Here is a 16,787-nt window from a genome sequence, read left to right as displayed (position 1 = left end):
GGGGGGGGGGGGGGGGGGGGGGGGGGGGGTCGTGGGGGTTTGGGGGTGTTGGGGTTTTGGGGGGTGGGGGGGGGGGGGTGGGGGGTGGGGGGTGTGGGGATGTGGGGAAGTGGGGAAGTGGGGAAGTGGGGAGAATCAATAAAAATAGTCTCCTGACGACCGGCTACTGTCTCCTATCTCCTGTCTCCTATCTCCTATCTCCTGCCTCCTGTCTCCTGTCTCCTGTCTCCTGTCTCCTGTCTCGTGAAATATAAAGTCTCGGTTACAAAACTGACTTCCGAGCAATTCTCACCCCACCATAGAAACAGAAGCCCGTAGGAAAATCAGCCATGAAAGAACACGATGTCGTTATAGTGGGCGGTGGGTTAGCAGGATGCCGCGCCGCCTTAGAAATCAAACGCCTCAACCCGACTATCGATGTTGCTGTCGTTGCCAAAACCCACCCGATTCGTTCCCACTCCGTCGCTGCCCAGGGAGGTATCGCCGCCGCCCTGCAAAACGTTGACCCCAAAGATAATCCCAAGGCCCACGCCTACGATACTGTCAAAGGTTCCGATTTTCTGGCTGACCAGGATGCGGTGGATATCCTCACCCAAGAAGCCCCCGAAGTTATCATCGAATTGGAACATCTAGGCGTGTTATTCTCCCGTCTCGAAGATGGACGCATTGCCCAAAGAGCCTTTGGCGGTCACAGCCATAACCGTGCCTGTTACGCCGCCGATAAAACCGGTCACGCCATGCTGCACGAATTAGTCAGCAATTTAGGCCGTAATCAGGTAAAAATCTACGATGAATGGTACGTTTTGCGTCTTATCCTCGAAGAAGGTACGGCTAAAGGGGTAGTAATGTACCAAATCGCCACCGGACAGTTAGAAATCCTCCGGGCAAAAGCAATTATGTTCGGGACGGGGGGCTATGGTCGCGTTTATAACACCACCTCCAACGATTTCGCCTGTACGGGAGACGGTTTAGCTTTATCGGCAAAAGCGGGTATTCCCCTAGAAGACATGGAATTTGTCCAATTTCACCCCACTGGACTCTATCCCGTCGGTGTTTTAATCTCAGAAGCGGTCCGGGGTGAAGGCGCTTATTTAATCAATAGCGAAGGTCGTCGTTTTATGGAAGATTACGCCCCCTCGCGCATGGAATTAGCCCCCCGGGACATCACTTCCCGGGCCATTACCCTAGAAATTCGCGCCGGCCGGGGGGTAAATCTGGACGGTAGCGCTGGGGGTCCCTTTGTCTATCTGGATTTACGCCATTTAGGCCGGGAAAAAATTATGAGTCGCATTCCCTTCTGTTGGGAGGAGGCCCACCGTCTCGTCGGTGTCGATGCGGTAGAGGAACCGATGCCTGTACGTCCTACAGTTCACTATTGTATGGGCGGCATTCCCGTTAATACCGATGGTCGCGTTCGCTTAAGTGCCGATACCCTCAGCGAAGGCTTTTTCTCCGCCGGGGAATGTTCCTGTGTCTCCGTCCACGGGGCCAATCGTTTGGGCAGTAATTCCCTGTTAGAATGTGTGGTCTATGGGAGAAGAACTGGCAAATCGATCGCTAAATACGTCGAAAAACGCGCTTTTCCCGTCTTTAATCCCGATATTTACCTTCAGGATGCCAAAGAGGAAATCACCGCTTTATTGACCAAAAAAGGCACGATTCGCATCGGTCAACTACGTCAGCAATTCCAAGACTGTATGACCCAACATTGCGGCGTTTTTCGCACCGAAGCGACCATGCGCGAGGGAATTAAACAAATCGGCGAATTAAAGCGCAAATACGAGCAGATTTACCTCGATGATAGGGGTGATTGCTGGAATACGGAACTAATCGAGGCCTGGGAATTACAAAGTCTCATGGTGGTGGGGGAAATTATCCTCACCTCTGCCCTCAATCGTCAAGAAAGCCGAGGGGCCCACTCCCGCGAAGATTTTCCCCAACGGGATGACCAAAATTTCCTTCAGCATACCCTCGCCTATTATTCCCCCTCCGGCATCGATATCGACTATATGCCCGTGGTAATTCAGGATTTCACCCCCGTGGAACGTAAGTATTAACCTCTGGTCGGACGGTAAATGTAAAGGAATATTACAAACTCCTTGGCATTTACCGAGATTTAGTTCTATACTAGATAAAGCAACGCGGGATAGAGCAGTCTGGTAGCTCGTCGGGCTCATAACCCGAAGGTCAGTGGTTCAAATCCGCTTCCCGCCATTACTAATAAAGCCAGTTGTAAATAGATCGGAACGTGATAGGCTTCAAACAGTGCCAGAAATTTATCACATAAAGCCATTAAACGGGAATCTAGATCAGAAGCGATCGGTTTATTAATATCGGGGCTAAATTCCCGATAAACTGGCACATTCGGCCGAGTTGCTAGAATAGGATCGGCTTTGCTCAAATAGACAAGAACACGCCATGTCAGAAGCTATTACGATCGCCGATATTTACAAACTGTTTGAAAGAACCGAGGCTCAATTTGCCGAGTTCCAAAAAGAAGCCGAGCGCCGCAATGTTGAAGCCGAACGCCGCAATGCCGAGGCTGAACAACGAAATGCTGAGGCTGATCGCCGCAGTGCTGAAGCCGATCGCACGATGGAAGAATTGAAAAAGCAGGTACGGGCCACCACCGAAGCCGTCAATAACTTAACTACCCCTTTGTGTCTTTTTACAGAAGAAATGGTAGAGCCGGCGGTTGTGCAGTTATTTCAAGAACGGGGGATTGATGTCACCCAAACCATGAGTCGCTTAAAAAGTAAACGTCCCGGGGCAGCGATGGAAATTGATATTCTGGCGGTGAATGGCAGTGAGTTAGTGGCGGTGGAGTGTAAGTCGAGGTTATCGAAGGATGATGTAGATGACTTTCTTGATCGATTACAGCGATTTAAGTTAGCCTTTCCCCAATTTCGAGACTTTCAGGTTTATGGTGCAGTAGCGGGGATTGAAATCGATCAGGGGATAGATAGTTATGCTTATCGGCGCGGTTTATTTGTGATTAAGCAATCAGGAGAAACGGTTAAAATCATCAACGATGTTCAGTTTCGGCCCCTAGGTTTTCATTAGAAAACAGGTTTCTTAAAGAAACCCGTTTTCTGGGGGTGTTTTTCATCATCCCAAAAAATAGACTAAAATAAGCTATCCCAAACCTCTACCGATCTAATCCCATGCCTAAGAAGAGTTATGGCGAAACTGTTGAAAAAAGGGTCAAACGCTTGTTTGAAGTCTTATTAGATCATGTGGCTCACTGTCAATGTGAGGATAATGATTGGGGAGTCAAGCTGGCTCTAGGGGAAGAGGAGAAGCTTTTGCAGGTTAAGACGAATGTGGCGGCTTTAGTACGCTTGGCAGAGCAGAAAGGGGAAAAATTAACCAAAGATCAAGTTAGGGACTCGATTAGCCACTATTTGGCCGATTATCTAGGCATTCTTCGGGATGAGCGTCACGAAAATGAAAAGCAGGGGTGTGAGGAATGGCGGTTCTCCCTAACTCTGTGGGCGAAATGCGGCGATAAGACAACAAATTTGACTAAATTTTCGGAGGAGTGGCATAAAAGGCGCTCTGAACCCTCTAAAAAAGCGATCGCTAAACCTGAGAAAACCGCCGCGCCTCCTGTTACTGTTACTGCTTTAATGGATACTAAGCCTCAAACCGAAGCAAATCTGCAACTTCTCACATTTGATTTAACTGGAAAAGTCGAACAGCTTACAAGGTCAGAACAGTACTATGCAATTCTCACGGACATTGTCACAAAAAAAGACATCCTGAACGACTTATATGTTTCAATTGGAGAGGGAGACTTTGTTTACGCATGGATTACAAGAATATTTCATGAGGCTAATTTAGATAAAAAGCCTAAAATTAGTAGGCTCATACTGAAAAGATTGAGTGATGAACTTATTGATATATATATCTCAACCAATCGATTATCGATAAACTTTAAAAATAAGATTAATCGAAACCTTGAATTTATACTTGAGGATGAACAACTGAGGCAAAATAATGTAGAAATAGAAATTAAATATTGGCATACTTTTCCAAAGTTTCATGGTTATTTATATGGTGACGATATGTTGCTCGGTGAATGGGCAAATGATGCTAAAGGTTATATTCATGTAAAATCTCCTTTGTATTATACAAACAGGCAGTTTTTCCCTAAACAATATGATTTTATCAAAAATATTTTTGAAGAAAACTCAACATTTTGATATTGAATAAATAGACAACAAAGCGTTGAGGGTTGTCTTACTCGAAGATGGTATCACAGTTCACAATGCTTTTTTTGATAGGAATTTTAAGCCATGAAAATGACCTACTTTCAAGATACGGACACTCTATATTTAGAGTTCAATAACAATCCTATTGTCGAGACTCAAGAAATCAATGAAAATACCTTAGTCGATCTTGATAAAAATGGGAACATTTGTGCAATCACCTTGGAACAGGCCAGAAACTTAACGGATCTGAATGCTTTTTCCCTAGAAACTATTGTCGCACCTCAATTAGCTTCAAGTTTATAAAATTTGTCATAACAAAATTATTCTGCACAAATTCAGGAGAATGTAGTAAAATTAAGTAAATAACCTTTTTGATAAATGAACCTCAGCTTCTGTCAAATTAGGAGAAATTTCATGAGTACCACCATCAATCTTAAAATCACTTTTGAATCTCTAACTGAAGCGATTAAATCCCTTGACTTAACGCAAAAACAACAATTATTAGAAATACTAGAACAACAAATTTTTCAAGCAGAAGAAACTTCCTATCAAGACGACGAGGAAACCTTAGCAGAACTTCAACAAGTTCGCGATGAATATCAATCAGGCGACTATGTGACCCTTGAACAATACTTGAGCAAGGATTAAATCACGATAAATTATATTATTATCTGAGAAATTTAACCCAATAAAACCATGATGCAACTAACCGTAGATGAAGCTAAAAATCAACTTTCTGAACTCCTTAAAGCTGCCTCAAAAGGTGAACAAGTTATTATCCAGAATAATGAGGGTCAAGACTTTCAACTCATTTCTCTTCCTACTACTGTTAAACATCCCCAATATGGAAGCGCAAAAGGCATCGTTAAAATGCTTGACAATTTTGATGATCCCATCGAAGAATTTGAGGAATATATGCCATGAAAATTTTAATGGATACCCACGCCTTTTTATGGTTTATCGAAGGTGATAATAATCTTAGTGATGCTGCTCGTTCTCTTATAGAAAATAATCAATATCAAAAACGATTAAGTATCGCTAGTCTCTGGGAAATGTCCATCAAAGCCAGCCTTAACAGATTAGAATTAAAGACAACTTTCCCAAATTTAATTCAAAATTATGTTTATAATAACGGCTTTGATATACTATCTATTAACGCCGAACATCTCGAACAACTCAAGAGACTCCCTTACTACCATAAAGATCCTTTTGATCGCCTAATAATCGCTCAAAGCTTAACTGAAAATATTCCGATTCTCACTAAAGATGAGTTATTTAAGCGATATACTGAAAATTTATTATGGTAAACCTGAAAAGAAGAAACTTTAGCAAATTAATCACAAAAACTAACAGGCAAACTTTAAACCTTATTGATTTTCCATGCAAAACCCAATTAACCTCACTATTGAGCGCTTTCAAGAAAACGGACAAGATTACTATGTCGCCACCAGTCCCGATATACAAGGACTTGTCGCTGAAGCTGATACAATAGATGCTGTCATTGATATTGCCAAAGACTTAATTCCCATCCTATTAGAATTGGAAACAAAGGAGTGTGAATAATGCAAACCGTCCACAAAATGAGGAACAATTAATTATGAACATCAAAGATTATCCCTTTGCTCAAGACTTGATTACAGATAATCAAGGTCAGATACAGCAAGTTATCATTAATTTTGAAGATTATCAACAAATAATAGAAACCTATGAAGATACTGGACTCTATTGCGCCATGATAGACGTTAAAGATGAAACTCCCTTAACTTTGGAGGAAGCTTTAATTGAATTAGAAAAAGAATGAAAATTAACTATCTTCCTACTTTTATCAAGGATCTTAAAGATTTAAAAAGTACCTCCTCTTACTCAGTCATCAAAAACCTTGTCTTTACTGATATTTTAGCAGTTAAGCAGCTAAGCGAAATTAACAACCTTAAAAAATTAAAAGGAGAATATAATGCCTATCGTATCCGAATTGGTGACTATAGAATTGGTTTTTTTGTTGAAGAAGATACAATTACATTTGCTCCTGTTCTTCATCGTCGAGAATTCTATCGTTATTTCCCGTAAAATTTCGGTAGATAAAGAATCATTGAAAAGCCTTTGTCGAAATAGCCCACAAAATGAATCACTGCGATTGCGCTCTCAACTACTGCCAACAAGCGCTTGAATTATGCCAAGAATTGGGGATTACCTTGGTTAAAGAGTGTGAGGAACTGTTAGGGCAAATTCAGGGAAACCTAGGAGAAGCCAACAAATAAAATGAAACTTCCCAATGCCGATCAAGCCAACCTAGGAGACAAACTTGAACGTTACTGCCTCAATCCTGAGCATTCAAAAGGAAAACATAAAGCCTTGCTTTTCAAACAAAGATTAGGGATTACCTTAGCTAATAAAGAAATCCTAGAAAATGCTCTTAAAAAAGCAGTAATGGAAGGAGAAGCCGAACTTTATAAAATCGATCAATATGGCACTCACTATGATCTGAAATTTAACCTCTGTACCGACATCGGAGAATCCTTAATTTTAAGTTGCTGGATTGTCCAAATAACTGAAAATTTTCCTCGTCTTACTAATGTCTATCCCATTAATTAACTAGCCCATGATGAACACCATTCAAGAATACGATCTCGTTGCCCTAACGGAAGATGTTACGGCTACTCACAAAACGACCCATCAGCCCATCCTTCTGCGTCGCGGACAAATGGGAACTGTTTTAATGTCTTTTAATCAGCAAGCTTTTCTGATTGATTTTACCGATCAAAACGGCCAAACCTTTGCGATGGAAACCGTTGATCACTCAAAACTTCTACGGCTGATCAGTGAACCTGAATTAGTCTCAGTCTAAGATAAAACTTTCGCCAACTTTTAGATAGAACTCTTTATCTTGCTATTCGGGAAAAAACTTTCAACAGCTTATTTCATCAAGAAATTGGTCAAATACTCCTTGAAGAAAAAACACTAAAACTAATTATCTTTAACCCTGACAATGAGGTAATCACCCAATGGATAAACTAAACCATTACCGCAAAATTATTCATCAGATTCTTGTCCCCTATAGCCAAATTATTTATAACAATGCGGACATTCAAAATCGTCTAGCTTTTGATCCTCAGAATGATCAATATCTCGTCATTTCAGAAGGTTGGCAACAGAATCAGCGTTATCATGATTGTCTGATTCATTTAGAAATTATTAACGACAAAATTTGGGTACAATGTGACAACACCGAAGACGGTATCACCAAAGAATTACTAAGCGCAGGCATTGCTAAAGAAGATATTGTTTTGGGATTCCATGAACCTAAAATACGTCAATATACAGGCTTCGCTGTCGCTTAACTTTCAAATATGATGGACAATTCTCAAAACCGCAATCGCCGCCAAATGAATCACTATTAGAAGAAGATTAGAAACTCTTGATAACCCAAGTCAGCCATGAAAATCACCTACTTTCAGGATACGGATACTCTATACCTAGAGTTCAATAACAATCCCATTGTCGAGACTCAAGAAATCAATGAAAATACCTTGGTCGATCTTGATCAGCAGGGGAATATTTGTGCAATCACCTTGGAACACGCCAAAAGCTTAACGGATCTGAATGCTTTTTCCCTCGAAACTATTGTCGCGCCTCAATTAGCTTCAAGTTTATAAGAGTTGTCATAATAAAATTATTCTATAAACCTTGACGTGATATAATATATATGACATTTGGGCGCAGATTCCTTGTGACCCTATAATCGGACAAATTCGTTATTATCAATGACAACAACTTTAATCAATCACATTGAAATTACCCCAGAAACTTGTGGCGGTAAACCGCGCATCGCAGGTCATCGCATCAAAGTCCAAGATGTCGTTATTTGGCACGAACGCCTGGGAATGTCACCCGATGAAATTGTTTATCATTATCCCAGCATTACTTTAGCTGATGTTTACGCGGCCCTTTCTTACTATCACGATCACCTTGAAGAAATTAGACAACAAATCACAGATGATGATACCTTTGCCAAGGAAATGCAAGCTAAAACACCTTCTCTAGTCCAAGAAAAACTAAAAAAATGAATGGGCAATAAAATTAAATTTCACCTTGATGAAAATGTAAGCTATAGCATTGCTCTTGGATTGCGCCAGCGAGGCCTTGATGTTACTACCACTCCAGAAGAAAATTTATTGGGGGTATCTGATGAAGTACAATTGCAATTTGCCTTAGCCAATGGTCGCGTGATTTTTACTCAAGATACTGATTTTTTAAGAATCAATCAATCATCTATAACTCATGCAGGAATTGCTTACTGTCCCCAACAAAGTAAATCTATTGGTCAAATAATTCGAGGACTACTCTTAATCTGGGAAATTCTTGAACCAGAAGAAATGTATAATCACATAGAGTTTATATAGAACCGCATGAAAAAGTGAATTAGTATTTGGCAGATCGATAAAAATAATCAAAAAGCTAATTTTGTTACTCTTTACTACGATAAAATTAAGGAGTATGAATAATGCAAACCGTCCAACTTTTTCAACAAGTCAAATTATGTAGAGATGTCCCCGACACTATTTTTTAAAAAGGTGATCAGGGAACAATTATTGAATATTTACCTCCTAATGAACAACAATCAGAAGCAGGTTATCTCCTAGAAATGTTTGACAATAACGAAACCATTGACGTGATAGCGGTTCCCGTTTCTTGGATAAGTTCTATTAACTAACGATTAGCAAAAATTCAGGCTACATTAGAAGAAGATTAGAAACTCTTGATCACCTATACCAACCATGAAAATTAAAGCAATTCTCAAAATTTAACTTTTTATCCAAATAGGAGAAATTTCATGAGTACCATCATCAATCTTAAAATTACGTTTGAATCTCTAACTGAAGCGATTAAGTAGTCGTGCAAAATAAATTTCCTAGTGAAGAAAGGCAAGAGGCAAGGGGCAAGAGGGCAGGTGAGGCTAGTTTTTTGATTCTAGGGATTTTTCCTTTTCTCCTAATTCCCAGTAATTGAGCAGGATGGCATTAACTGTATTACCGATCACATTTAATACGGTTTTAAAGCCATCGGTCAAGCGATCGACCCCCGCTACTAAAGCCACTCCCTCTAATGGTAAACCCGCTGCTGATAATACGGTAGTCATGGTAATTAATGCGCTGCCGGGGACCCCCGGGGTACTAAAAGAAACCAATAAACCACTCAATGCGATCGCTAATAACAAAGAGGGAGTTAAAGGAACTCCGTAAACCTGAGCGATAAAAAGAGCATTAAATCCCTGTAAAATTGCCGAACCATCGCGTTTTAGTACCGTTCCCAAGGGAATAGCGAAACTGGCGATATCTTCGGGTAAACCGTATTCTTGAATTTCCCGCAAAACCACGGGTAAAGCGGCGTTAGAACTAGCAGTACCGAAAGATAAGGATAAAGATTCCGATAAAGAGCTAAAAAAGCGTCGAGGTTCTCCTTTGAGGGCAAAAAGGAGCAAAACATACACCCCAATCATCAAGGCACTGGCCAAAAACAGACCAAAAACATAGAAAAAAAGTCTCGCCACTAATTCTAATCCCTGGGTGGCGATAACCGAAGCAATCAGGGCAAATACCCCCACAGGTGCTAGATAAAGAATCACCGATAGGATTCTCTCGCTGATTAGATAAAGACTGTCTATCAAGAGAATAAAAGGTTTTGCCCCCTCTTTGGCCAGTCCGATGCCGATACTAAATAAAACTCCCGTCACGATTACCTGTAAAAGATTGCCCCCGGTAAGAGCTTCTAGGGGATTAACCGGGATTAAGCTAATCAGCCAATCTCTCAAGGATACTGGTGTATTGGTGGTCATGGCGGCATTAGTGGCAAATCCCTCTAAACCTATCCCCGGTTTTAATAACAACGCCGTCGCCATGCCGATTAACAGAGCAAGTGTACTGGTTAGCAGATAGCCAGTCATCAATCTGAGTAAATATCTACCGATCCGCGCCGCATTCTGTACCCGGGTTAATCCTAAAATAAGGGAAGAAAAAACGATCGGAACCACCACAAATTGAATTAAGCGCAGAAAAACCTGTCCCACTGGCGCGAGAATATAGTCATCTAAAGGTAGGATTAGCGCAGGAAAAAAACCATTCAGCAGCGCACCGAAAACAATTCCCGCACCGAGGGCGACTAAGATCAGGTTAGATAAATTCATGGCGTTAAGTTGAGAATTCCGAGACTAATTTGGGGCAGTATAGCACTAGGCTAATCTCATCGAACCCTTCTGTCATTTTTTGCCACAAAAGGGAGAGATGAGCCAATAAAAGCCCATCTCTTGCTAATTTATCGCTCTACTTTAGTGACAGCCAAGAAGACTTTACTTGTTACCATTACCTTGCATAGCTAAAACCGCATCGCGCAGTTTATCCGGCACTTCTTGCAGGTGATCCTCATCCCACCGGAAGAAACCGACCCCCATAGTCAGAGAACGCAATTCAACGATCAAATCGTGCATTTCCGCTTGGGGGAGATAGGCCGTCACCTGATCCCAACCTTTCCACTCCTCAGAAGCTTCAAAACCCTGAATTTGACCGCGTTTACCACTGATTAACTGCAAAACCTTGGCAGTGTATTCTGAGGGAGCGAGAACCGTCACCGATAGAATTGGTTCTAATAAGACCGGATGACATTTAGGCAGTCCCTCCGTCATCGCTAGACGGGCCGCTTGTTTAAAAGCTTGTTCGGAACTATCGACACTGTGATAGGAACCATCGGTGAGGGTGACATCGATATCCACCACGGGGAAACCCAAAGGACCATGACCGAGATATTCCCGCACTCCCGTTTCCACCCCGGGGATATACTGTTTGGGGACAACACCACCGACAATGCTTTCATGAAATTGGAAACCTTCCCCCCGGGCCAGGGGTTTAATATCCAGGTACACATCGCCAAAAGCACCGTGGCCGCCGGTTTGGTGTTTATAACGTCCGTGGGATTTGGTGCTGGTTTTGATTGTTTCCTTGTAGGGAACTTGGGGTAAATGGGTGGTCATCGGTAGATTATACTTGCGCGCTAGGCGATCGAGGGCCACTTGCAGATGAATTTCTCCCTGTCCCCAAAGAATCACTTCTTTAGTATCACCGTGTTGTTCCCAGTGGAGGGAGGGATCTTCTTCGATCAGTTTTGTCAAAGCTGAACTTAATTTCACTTCATCCTTGCGATTTGCGGCGGCAATAGCGAGAGCAAAGACGGGTTTAAGCTGTAATCCTTTGGGAAGATCGGGTTTTTGACTGCCGCTGCTAACCACGTCTCCGGTGGCGATTCCCTCCAAACGACCGAGAGCGACAATTTCCCCCGCTTGCGCTTGCTGTAGGGGTTGCTGTTGTTGTCCCATGAGACGATAGATACCACCAATCCGCACACCGTTTAAGGCCATGCCATCGTTAAGGGTTCCCTGCCAGATTCGCCCTAGGGAGAGGCGACCGCCCTGGGGAGTAAAATAGGTTTTGAGGATTTGTACCACTGCATCCCCATCCGCACTGGGATCGAGACCGCGACGATTGGCGGTAATTGTCGGGGCCGGTGCTTCTTCCACTAAAGCGGTGAGGAGATGACGCACACCATAGTCCCGTTCCGCCATACCGAAGAACACGGGTACTATCTGATCGGCTCCCAGTTCTTGTTTTAAGTCTTGGAGAATTTCTTCCCGGGAGGGGTTAATATCTTCGAGGAGTTCTTCTAAAAGATGATCGTCAAATTCGGCGATCGTTTCTAGCATTTCTTGTCGAGCGATCTGTTCTTCTTCCTTGAGGTGGTCGGGTAAAGCTACAGGGTCGGCGGGACTGTTAGCATGGTAATGATAAGCCTGTTCGTTGATTAAATCGATAAATCCGATAATTTCGTTGTTCTGACGGATAGGATATTGCTGGGGAACGAGGGGACGACTAGAAACGGATTTGAGAGCTTGTAGGACTTCGTTAAAGTGACTATTACAGCGATCCATCTTGTTGATGAAGATTAGATGCGGAATTTCCCAATCATCGAGGAATTTTAGCAAGGGAGCCAGGGTGAGAACTCGATCGACCACCGGTTCACAAACGATAATAGCAGCACCGGCCCCGACGAGGGCATTATAGGTTTCACTGGCAAATTCGATCGAACCGGGGCAATCGAGAAAGGTAAAATTTAGGTCTTGGTATTGACTATGGGCAACGGAAACTTCTACACTCATCTGTCGATCCCGCGCTTGCGTGGAACTATCACCAACGGTATTGCGATCGCTAATTTTACCTTTTCTGGTGATGGCTCCTGTGACGAAAAGTAAACTTTCCAGTAAGGAGGTTTTTCCACTGGAGTAGGGGCCGACAAGGGCCACATTACGGGTGTTTGCTCCGATACTTTGATTCATACAGATACCCCCAAGAATGATTTAGTGATTAGTTGCGGCGATTGGGCGATATTTACACTCGATCGCCCTAGGAAATATACTGTCATAGCACTGAAAATTACTCTCAGGACGTAGTTAGAAGTGAAAGGCCTGTCTTGCCATAATTTTGCCCAGTGCTACAGGTGTATTCTTTCCTACTCTTCACCCTAACTCAGTCTCAAGCATTACATCCCATTCTCGCAATCTCTTGTAAAGTCTCGCCTACTTTTAGTTAAGGAACTTGAATAAATGTTAACTAGGGTTTGCTAAATAAGTTTTTCGTGGGTGTGGGGTGTGGGGTGTGGGGTGTGGGGAAATGGGGAAATGGGGAGAATAAATAAAAATAATCTCCTGTCTCCTGAATCGGAGTCTCCTGAATCGGAGTCTCCTACCTCCAGGAAAAATTTTTTCAGCAAATGTTAACTAAGCTGTTGACTATCGAGAGTCTTTCTCCTCAACTGGATTTACAAAAACGAGAGGTTGCCTGATATAGTGAGAGGTCGGGATGATGTTTATCAAGCAATTTTTATGTTGAAAGCTGGAATCGTGGGACTGCCAAATGTGGGAAAATCCACCCTATTTAACGCTCTGGTGGCTAATGCTAAGGCGGAGGCCGCTAATTTCCCCTTTTGTACCATTGAACCGAATGTGGGTGTGGTATCCGTCCCCGATGAACGTCTGGAGGTTTTGGCTAAAATCTCTAATTCTGAGAAAATCGTGCCGACGCGGATTGAATTTGTCGATATCGCCGGATTAGTCAAGGGTGCTAGTCGGGGGGAAGGATTGGGTAATCAATTTTTGGCTAATATCCGGGAAGTGGACGCGATCGTTCATGTGGTGCGCTGTTTTGATAATGATGATATTATTCATGTTTCCGGTTCCGTGGATCCGGCCCGGGATATCGAGGTGATTAATCTAGAGTTAGCTCTAGCGGATTTGGGACAGGTGGAGAAGCGGGTGGAACGTTTACGCAAACAGGCGAAAAATAGCAAGGAAGCCGCCGAAGAATTGGCTATACTTGAAAAAATCCTAATTTGTCTTAATGACGGTATTTCGGCGCGAAAAGTGGATTTAAGCAAAGAGGAAGAAGAATTAATTAAAAATCTCGGTTTATTGAGTCGTAAACCGATTATTTATGCCGCTAATGTTAGCGAAGATGATCTGGCCACGGGTAATGATTGGGTAGAAAGTGTCCGTCAAATTGCCCAACAGGAACAGGCAAAAGTTGTGATCGTTTCTGCTCAAGTAGAATCGGAATTAGTGGAATTGTCGGAGGAAGAAAGAAAAGATTTTCTTGGTTCTTTAGGAGTAGAAGAAGGGGGATTAAAATCTTTAATTAAAGCTACCTACGAGTTATTAGGACTGCGTACCTATCTCACCACCGGTCCCCAAGAAACCCGCGCATGGACGATTATTGCCGGTATGAAAGCACCTCAAGCAGCCGGAGTTATTCACTCGGATTTTGAACGGGGTTTTATTCGTGCAGAAACTGTGTCTTATCAGGATTTAGTTAATAGTCGCACGATGAGCGCAGCCAAAGAAAAAGGTTTAGTCAGAAGTGAAGGCAAGGAATACATTGTTCAAGAGGGTGATGTTTTACTATTTCGTTTTAATGTTTAGCTAAAAATAAATCAGGTGAGTGTCACCCACCTGATCAAAAGGCTAAACAATAGGCGTTGTCAATAGCTGTAGGGCTAATTCATGAATTAGCCCTACAATTGGCGCTAATTCTGGAATTAGCCCTACACTTGGCGTTGTCAAATTGAAAGATGCTCCGAATTTCTGTCATCAACAATCTCTCAGCTTTTTTACTCACTTTGGTTAACATTAAACTGAATTTTTTATCTCTTGACATACTCTAATTTATATTCTATAATCAGGTATAGTGGCAAGTTCTTGTTTAATCAAGATAGCGATTATCTCTGTCCACTAAAAGACTGGTTTACTAGGAATGCAGTCGAGGCTAAAAATAGTCTATCTATTCCACAACCCGCAACGGAAAACGGTCAAATCAAACTGGAAAAATGAAAGAGCAAGGATTGTTATTTTCCGAAGATAGCCTGTTACCTGAAAAACTCCCGCAAATTCAGGAATTACGACCTTCTAACAATCTTTCCGCAGTTTTTGAAGAGTGCCATAATTATATTTACGCCAACGAAGGAATGCTCAAAGACAAGATTTTTCACGAGATGGTTAAACTAATCATCATCAAACTTCATGATGAAAAATCTGCCAAGCAATCTGTAAACTTTGGCGTTACAGCAAGTGAATATAAAGCCATCGTAGCAAATAAGTCCGATGAATTTATGTCGCGTCTCAGTCAATTATTTACCTCCATCAAGAATCATTATCGGGGATTTTTCACCGATGACACATTCAAGTTAAAACCTTTGACTCTTGCTTATATTGTAGGCAGGTTACAGTACATTAATTTAACTAAAACATCTGGCGATATAAAAGGGGAAGCCTTTCAGACTTTTGTAAATAGACACCAGCGTGGAGATAGGGGAGAATTTTTTACCCCTCACCCAATTGTCCGTCTTGCGGTTGAAATGATAGACCCCAAACCAAACGAAAAAATTATAGATCCTGCTTGCGGAAGTGGTGGTTTTTTAATTCAAGCAATCAACCATGTTCGACAAAATAACCCAGAGTTCGATATAGCAAGTTTTGTGCAAGAAAGTATTACAGGAATTGAATTTAATCCTGATGTCGCCCTTTCGGGAATGATTCGTTTAGTTTTTGAAGGTGGCACAGGTTCAGAAATTATCTGCACTAATGCGCTTATCGAAGATGAAAAATTAAATAATTCCTTTGATGTTATCTTGACCAATCCTCCTTTCGGAAATAAAGGAAAAGTAGAAGACCAGAAAATTCTTCAATCATATCTTCTCGCCAGGAAATGGCATAAATCAGCGTCCAATAGTTGGGAAGTTTCCCCAACCGTTTTAGCGGGTCAGTCGCCCGATATTTTATTTATTGAGAAATCTATAAAATTATTGCGGGCAGGTGGACGCATGGCGATTATTCTGCCCGATGGTTTATTACAAAATATCTCTAATGGACCGATTCGGCATTGGTTGCGCTCCCAAACAAAAATATTAGGTGTTGTTTCCATACCGCCGGAAGCCTTTGTACCCTACGGCACTGGAATCAAGACATCACTTTTGGTAGTTCAAAAATTACCAGCAAACCATGATTCTTGTTTTATGGCACAAATCAAAAAAATAGGCTATGACGTTAAAGGACAAACAATATATAAGCGCAACGAGTCGGGAGTTATAGCCCGAACAAAATCAGGTTTGCCAATAGTTGACGATGATATAGATGATATTTCTCACTCTTTTAGGTCATTTATCAATGGCGAATTTGCACAAAACAGCGATTGTATTTATACAGTTAAAAACACCCTGATCAATTCGAGACTGGATGCCGAACATTATTTACCCAATGACCAAAAATTATTAGAACATCTAAAATCTATTGGGGCGAAACCTTTAGGTGAAATTGCCGATATTTTGAGAGAGGCGGCTGATTTTCGTTTAGCTAGGGATAGTGAAATTAGATATATCGCCATTTCCGATGTTGATTACCGTACAATGCAAGTTGTTTCTCAACAAATAATTAAGGCACATGAGGCCCCATCTCGCGCAACTTATAGATTGTACAAAGGCGATATTATTACAGCAATTTCAGGAGCAAGTACGGGAACACCACGCCAAGCAACAGCCCTAATCACGGAAGATGAAGACGGAGCAATTTGCTCAAATGGATTTTCAGTATTAAGAAATATTCAGGGAGTCGAGCCTTTGTTTTTATTAGTATATATGCGAACAGACTTTTTTTTGCGTCAGGTTAAAAGGTACATGACAGGTCATGCTATTCCTACTATTTTAGGGGATGATTTGTCTAAAGTTTTAGTGCCTATTCCACCCCAATCTGAACAGCAGAGAATCGCAAAAAGTATGACCGAAATTCAAGCAATTAGAAAAGAAGCGTTAAAAGCAAGTGAGAATGTGGTTAACGAAATGAGTCTTTTACTTGGCCAATTTGAGTAAGGCAAAAAGCAGGTTAAGCTTAGAAAAAGTCTTAATACTAAATCCGGTTATTAAAAACTGATTATCTATTCCCCCTTTTGCCTGTCCTGATATGTAGCCTATACTCAACGGATTTAGTAT

Annotated in this window: 22 protein-coding genes, 1 tRNA gene and 1 pseudogene; 21 read left to right on the top strand and 3 right to left on the bottom strand. The window is 41.9% G+C overall.

Translation table 11 applies throughout. The features are described from left to right. Positions 1-329 precede the first annotated feature (329 nt). The 19 genes and pseudogenes from O9290_RS07565 (at position 330) to O9290_RS07475 (ending at position 8,614) form a co-directional block, all read left to right on the top strand. Positions 330-2,057 carry a succinate dehydrogenase/fumarate reductase flavoprotein subunit gene (locus O9290_RS07565; protein ID WP_149976363.1) on the top strand — a complete coding sequence of 576 codons (1,728 nt, stop codon included), beginning with the start codon at positions 330-332 and terminating at the stop codon, positions 2,055-2,057. Positions 2,058-2,140: 83 nt separating this feature from the next. Continuing rightward, positions 2,141-2,214: transfer RNA gene (locus O9290_RS07560), tRNA-Met, on the top strand. A gap of 204 nt (positions 2,215-2,418) precedes the next feature. Then, positions 2,419-3,063 (top strand): DUF3782 domain-containing protein, encoded by a 645-nt coding sequence (locus O9290_RS07555; protein WP_288058259.1) that lies wholly within the window; start codon positions 2,419-2,421, stop codon positions 3,061-3,063. Positions 3,064-3,164: 101 nt separating this feature from the next. After that, positions 3,165-4,205 carry a hypothetical protein gene (locus O9290_RS07550; RefSeq protein WP_288058261.1) on the top strand — a complete coding sequence of 347 codons (1,041 nt, stop codon included), beginning with the start codon at positions 3,165-3,167 and terminating at the stop codon, positions 4,203-4,205. A 93-nt stretch (positions 4,206-4,298) separates the two neighbouring features. After that, the gene (locus O9290_RS07545; protein ID WP_002800860.1) at positions 4,299-4,517 is read left to right on the top strand and encodes a DUF2283 domain-containing protein; all 219 of its coding nucleotides are present in this window, start codon (positions 4,299-4,301) and stop codon (positions 4,515-4,517) included. A 111-nt stretch (positions 4,518-4,628) separates the two neighbouring features. Further along, the gene (locus tag O9290_RS07540) at positions 4,629-4,862 is read left to right on the top strand and encodes a hypothetical protein (protein WP_002800859.1); all 234 of its coding nucleotides are present in this window, start codon (positions 4,629-4,631) and stop codon (positions 4,860-4,862) included. A 48-nt stretch (positions 4,863-4,910) separates the two neighbouring features. Next, positions 4,911-5,138, top strand: a complete 228-nt coding sequence (locus O9290_RS07535; RefSeq protein ID WP_288058263.1) for a type II toxin-antitoxin system Phd/YefM family antitoxin — start codon at positions 4,911-4,913, stop codon at positions 5,136-5,138. Next, positions 5,135-5,521: a type II toxin-antitoxin system VapC family toxin gene (locus tag O9290_RS07530; RefSeq protein ID WP_002796330.1), complete on the top strand. Its 387-nt coding sequence runs from the start codon at positions 5,135-5,137 to the stop codon at positions 5,519-5,521. The genes O9290_RS07535 and O9290_RS07530 overlap by 4 nt, the downstream gene beginning before the upstream one ends. Positions 5,522-5,594: 73 nt before the next feature. After that, complete coding sequence (locus tag O9290_RS07525) at positions 5,595-5,777, top strand: DUF1902 domain-containing protein (protein ID WP_002762135.1); 183 nt, start codon at positions 5,595-5,597, stop codon at positions 5,775-5,777. 34 nt (positions 5,778-5,811) lie between these two features. After that, positions 5,812-6,015 (top strand): RelB antitoxin-like protein, encoded by a 204-nt coding sequence (locus O9290_RS07520; RefSeq protein WP_002800856.1) that lies wholly within the window; start codon positions 5,812-5,814, stop codon positions 6,013-6,015. Beyond that, entirely contained in the window at positions 6,012-6,281 is a 270-nt protein-coding gene (locus O9290_RS07515; RefSeq protein WP_288058265.1) for a type II toxin-antitoxin system RelE family toxin, read from the top strand. Before O9290_RS07520 ends, O9290_RS07515 begins: the two co-directional genes overlap by 4 nt. 53 nt (positions 6,282-6,334) lie before the next feature. Beyond that, positions 6,335-6,472: a hypothetical protein gene (locus tag O9290_RS07510; protein WP_287107226.1), complete on the top strand. Its 138-nt coding sequence runs from the start codon at positions 6,335-6,337 to the stop codon at positions 6,470-6,472. Between the two features lies 1 nt (position 6,473). Further along, entirely contained in the window at positions 6,474-6,806 is a 333-nt protein-coding gene (locus tag O9290_RS07505) for a DUF6883 domain-containing protein (RefSeq protein ID WP_002800853.1), read from the top strand. Positions 6,807-6,816: 10 nt separating this feature from the next. After that, positions 6,817-7,059 carry a DUF4926 domain-containing protein gene (locus O9290_RS07500; RefSeq protein WP_012267894.1) on the top strand — a complete coding sequence of 81 codons (243 nt, stop codon included), beginning with the start codon at positions 6,817-6,819 and terminating at the stop codon, positions 7,057-7,059. A gap of 32 nt (positions 7,060-7,091) precedes the next feature. Continuing rightward, positions 7,092-7,229: pseudogene (locus O9290_RS07495) on the top strand (element excision factor XisH family protein); the annotation flags it as partial. After that, a complete protein-coding gene (locus tag O9290_RS07490; RefSeq protein WP_012267893.1) occupies positions 7,217-7,552 on the top strand; it encodes a XisI protein in 336 nt (111 codons plus the stop codon). The pseudogene O9290_RS07495 and the gene O9290_RS07490, both read left to right, overlap by 13 nt. Positions 7,553-7,648: 96 nt before the next feature. Continuing rightward, a complete protein-coding gene (locus O9290_RS07485) occupies positions 7,649-7,867 on the top strand; it encodes a DUF2283 domain-containing protein (protein ID WP_002734335.1) in 219 nt (72 codons plus the stop codon). Positions 7,868-7,975: 108 nt separating this feature from the next. Then, positions 7,976-8,278 carry a DUF433 domain-containing protein gene (locus tag O9290_RS07480; protein ID WP_002795644.1) on the top strand — a complete coding sequence of 101 codons (303 nt, stop codon included), beginning with the start codon at positions 7,976-7,978 and terminating at the stop codon, positions 8,276-8,278. Continuing rightward, positions 8,279-8,614: a DUF5615 family PIN-like protein gene (locus O9290_RS07475; RefSeq protein WP_104397399.1), complete on the top strand. Its 336-nt coding sequence runs from the start codon at positions 8,279-8,281 to the stop codon at positions 8,612-8,614. Positions 8,615-9,168: 554 nt separating this feature from the next. Here O9290_RS07475 and O9290_RS07470 read toward each other — a convergent pair. The 3 genes from O9290_RS07470 to O9290_RS07460 all read right to left on the bottom strand — a co-directional run bounded on the left by O9290_RS07470 (position 9,169) and on the right by O9290_RS07460 (position 13,025). Then, positions 9,169-10,395 (bottom strand): dicarboxylate/amino acid:cation symporter, encoded by a 1,227-nt coding sequence (locus O9290_RS07470; RefSeq protein ID WP_002782411.1) that lies wholly within the window; start codon positions 10,393-10,395, stop codon positions 9,169-9,171. Positions 10,396-10,557: 162 nt separating this feature from the next. Next, positions 10,558-12,591: an elongation factor G gene (locus O9290_RS07465; RefSeq protein ID WP_288058269.1), complete on the bottom strand. Its 2,034-nt coding sequence runs from the start codon at positions 12,589-12,591 to the stop codon at positions 10,558-10,560. Positions 12,592-12,875: 284 nt separating this feature from the next. Beyond that, positions 12,876-13,025: a hypothetical protein gene (locus tag O9290_RS07460; RefSeq protein ID WP_196219792.1), complete on the bottom strand. Its 150-nt coding sequence runs from the start codon at positions 13,023-13,025 to the stop codon at positions 12,876-12,878. Positions 13,026-13,137: 112 nt separating this feature from the next. On the opposite strand from O9290_RS07460, the gene ychF reads away from it, so the two are divergent. Both ychF and O9290_RS07450 read left to right on the top strand, forming a co-directional pair. Continuing rightward, on the top strand, positions 13,138-14,229 hold the full coding sequence (gene ychF / locus O9290_RS07455) for a redox-regulated ATPase YchF (protein WP_043997648.1): 1,092 nt from the start codon (positions 13,138-13,140) through the stop codon (positions 14,227-14,229). A gap of 404 nt (positions 14,230-14,633) precedes the next feature. After that, entirely contained in the window at positions 14,634-16,667 is a 2,034-nt protein-coding gene (locus O9290_RS07450; protein ID WP_288086849.1) for an N-6 DNA methylase, read from the top strand. The last annotated feature ends 120 nt before the right edge of the window (positions 16,668-16,787 follow it).

This window comes from Microcystis sp. LE19-41.2A, from assembly GCF_027530405.1.
Lineage (GTDB): Bacteria > Cyanobacteriota > Cyanobacteriia > Cyanobacteriales > Microcystaceae > Microcystis > Microcystis aeruginosa.
The sequence above is the reverse complement of the archived record's forward strand: the minus strand, read 5'-3'. Positions and strand labels throughout refer to the sequence as shown.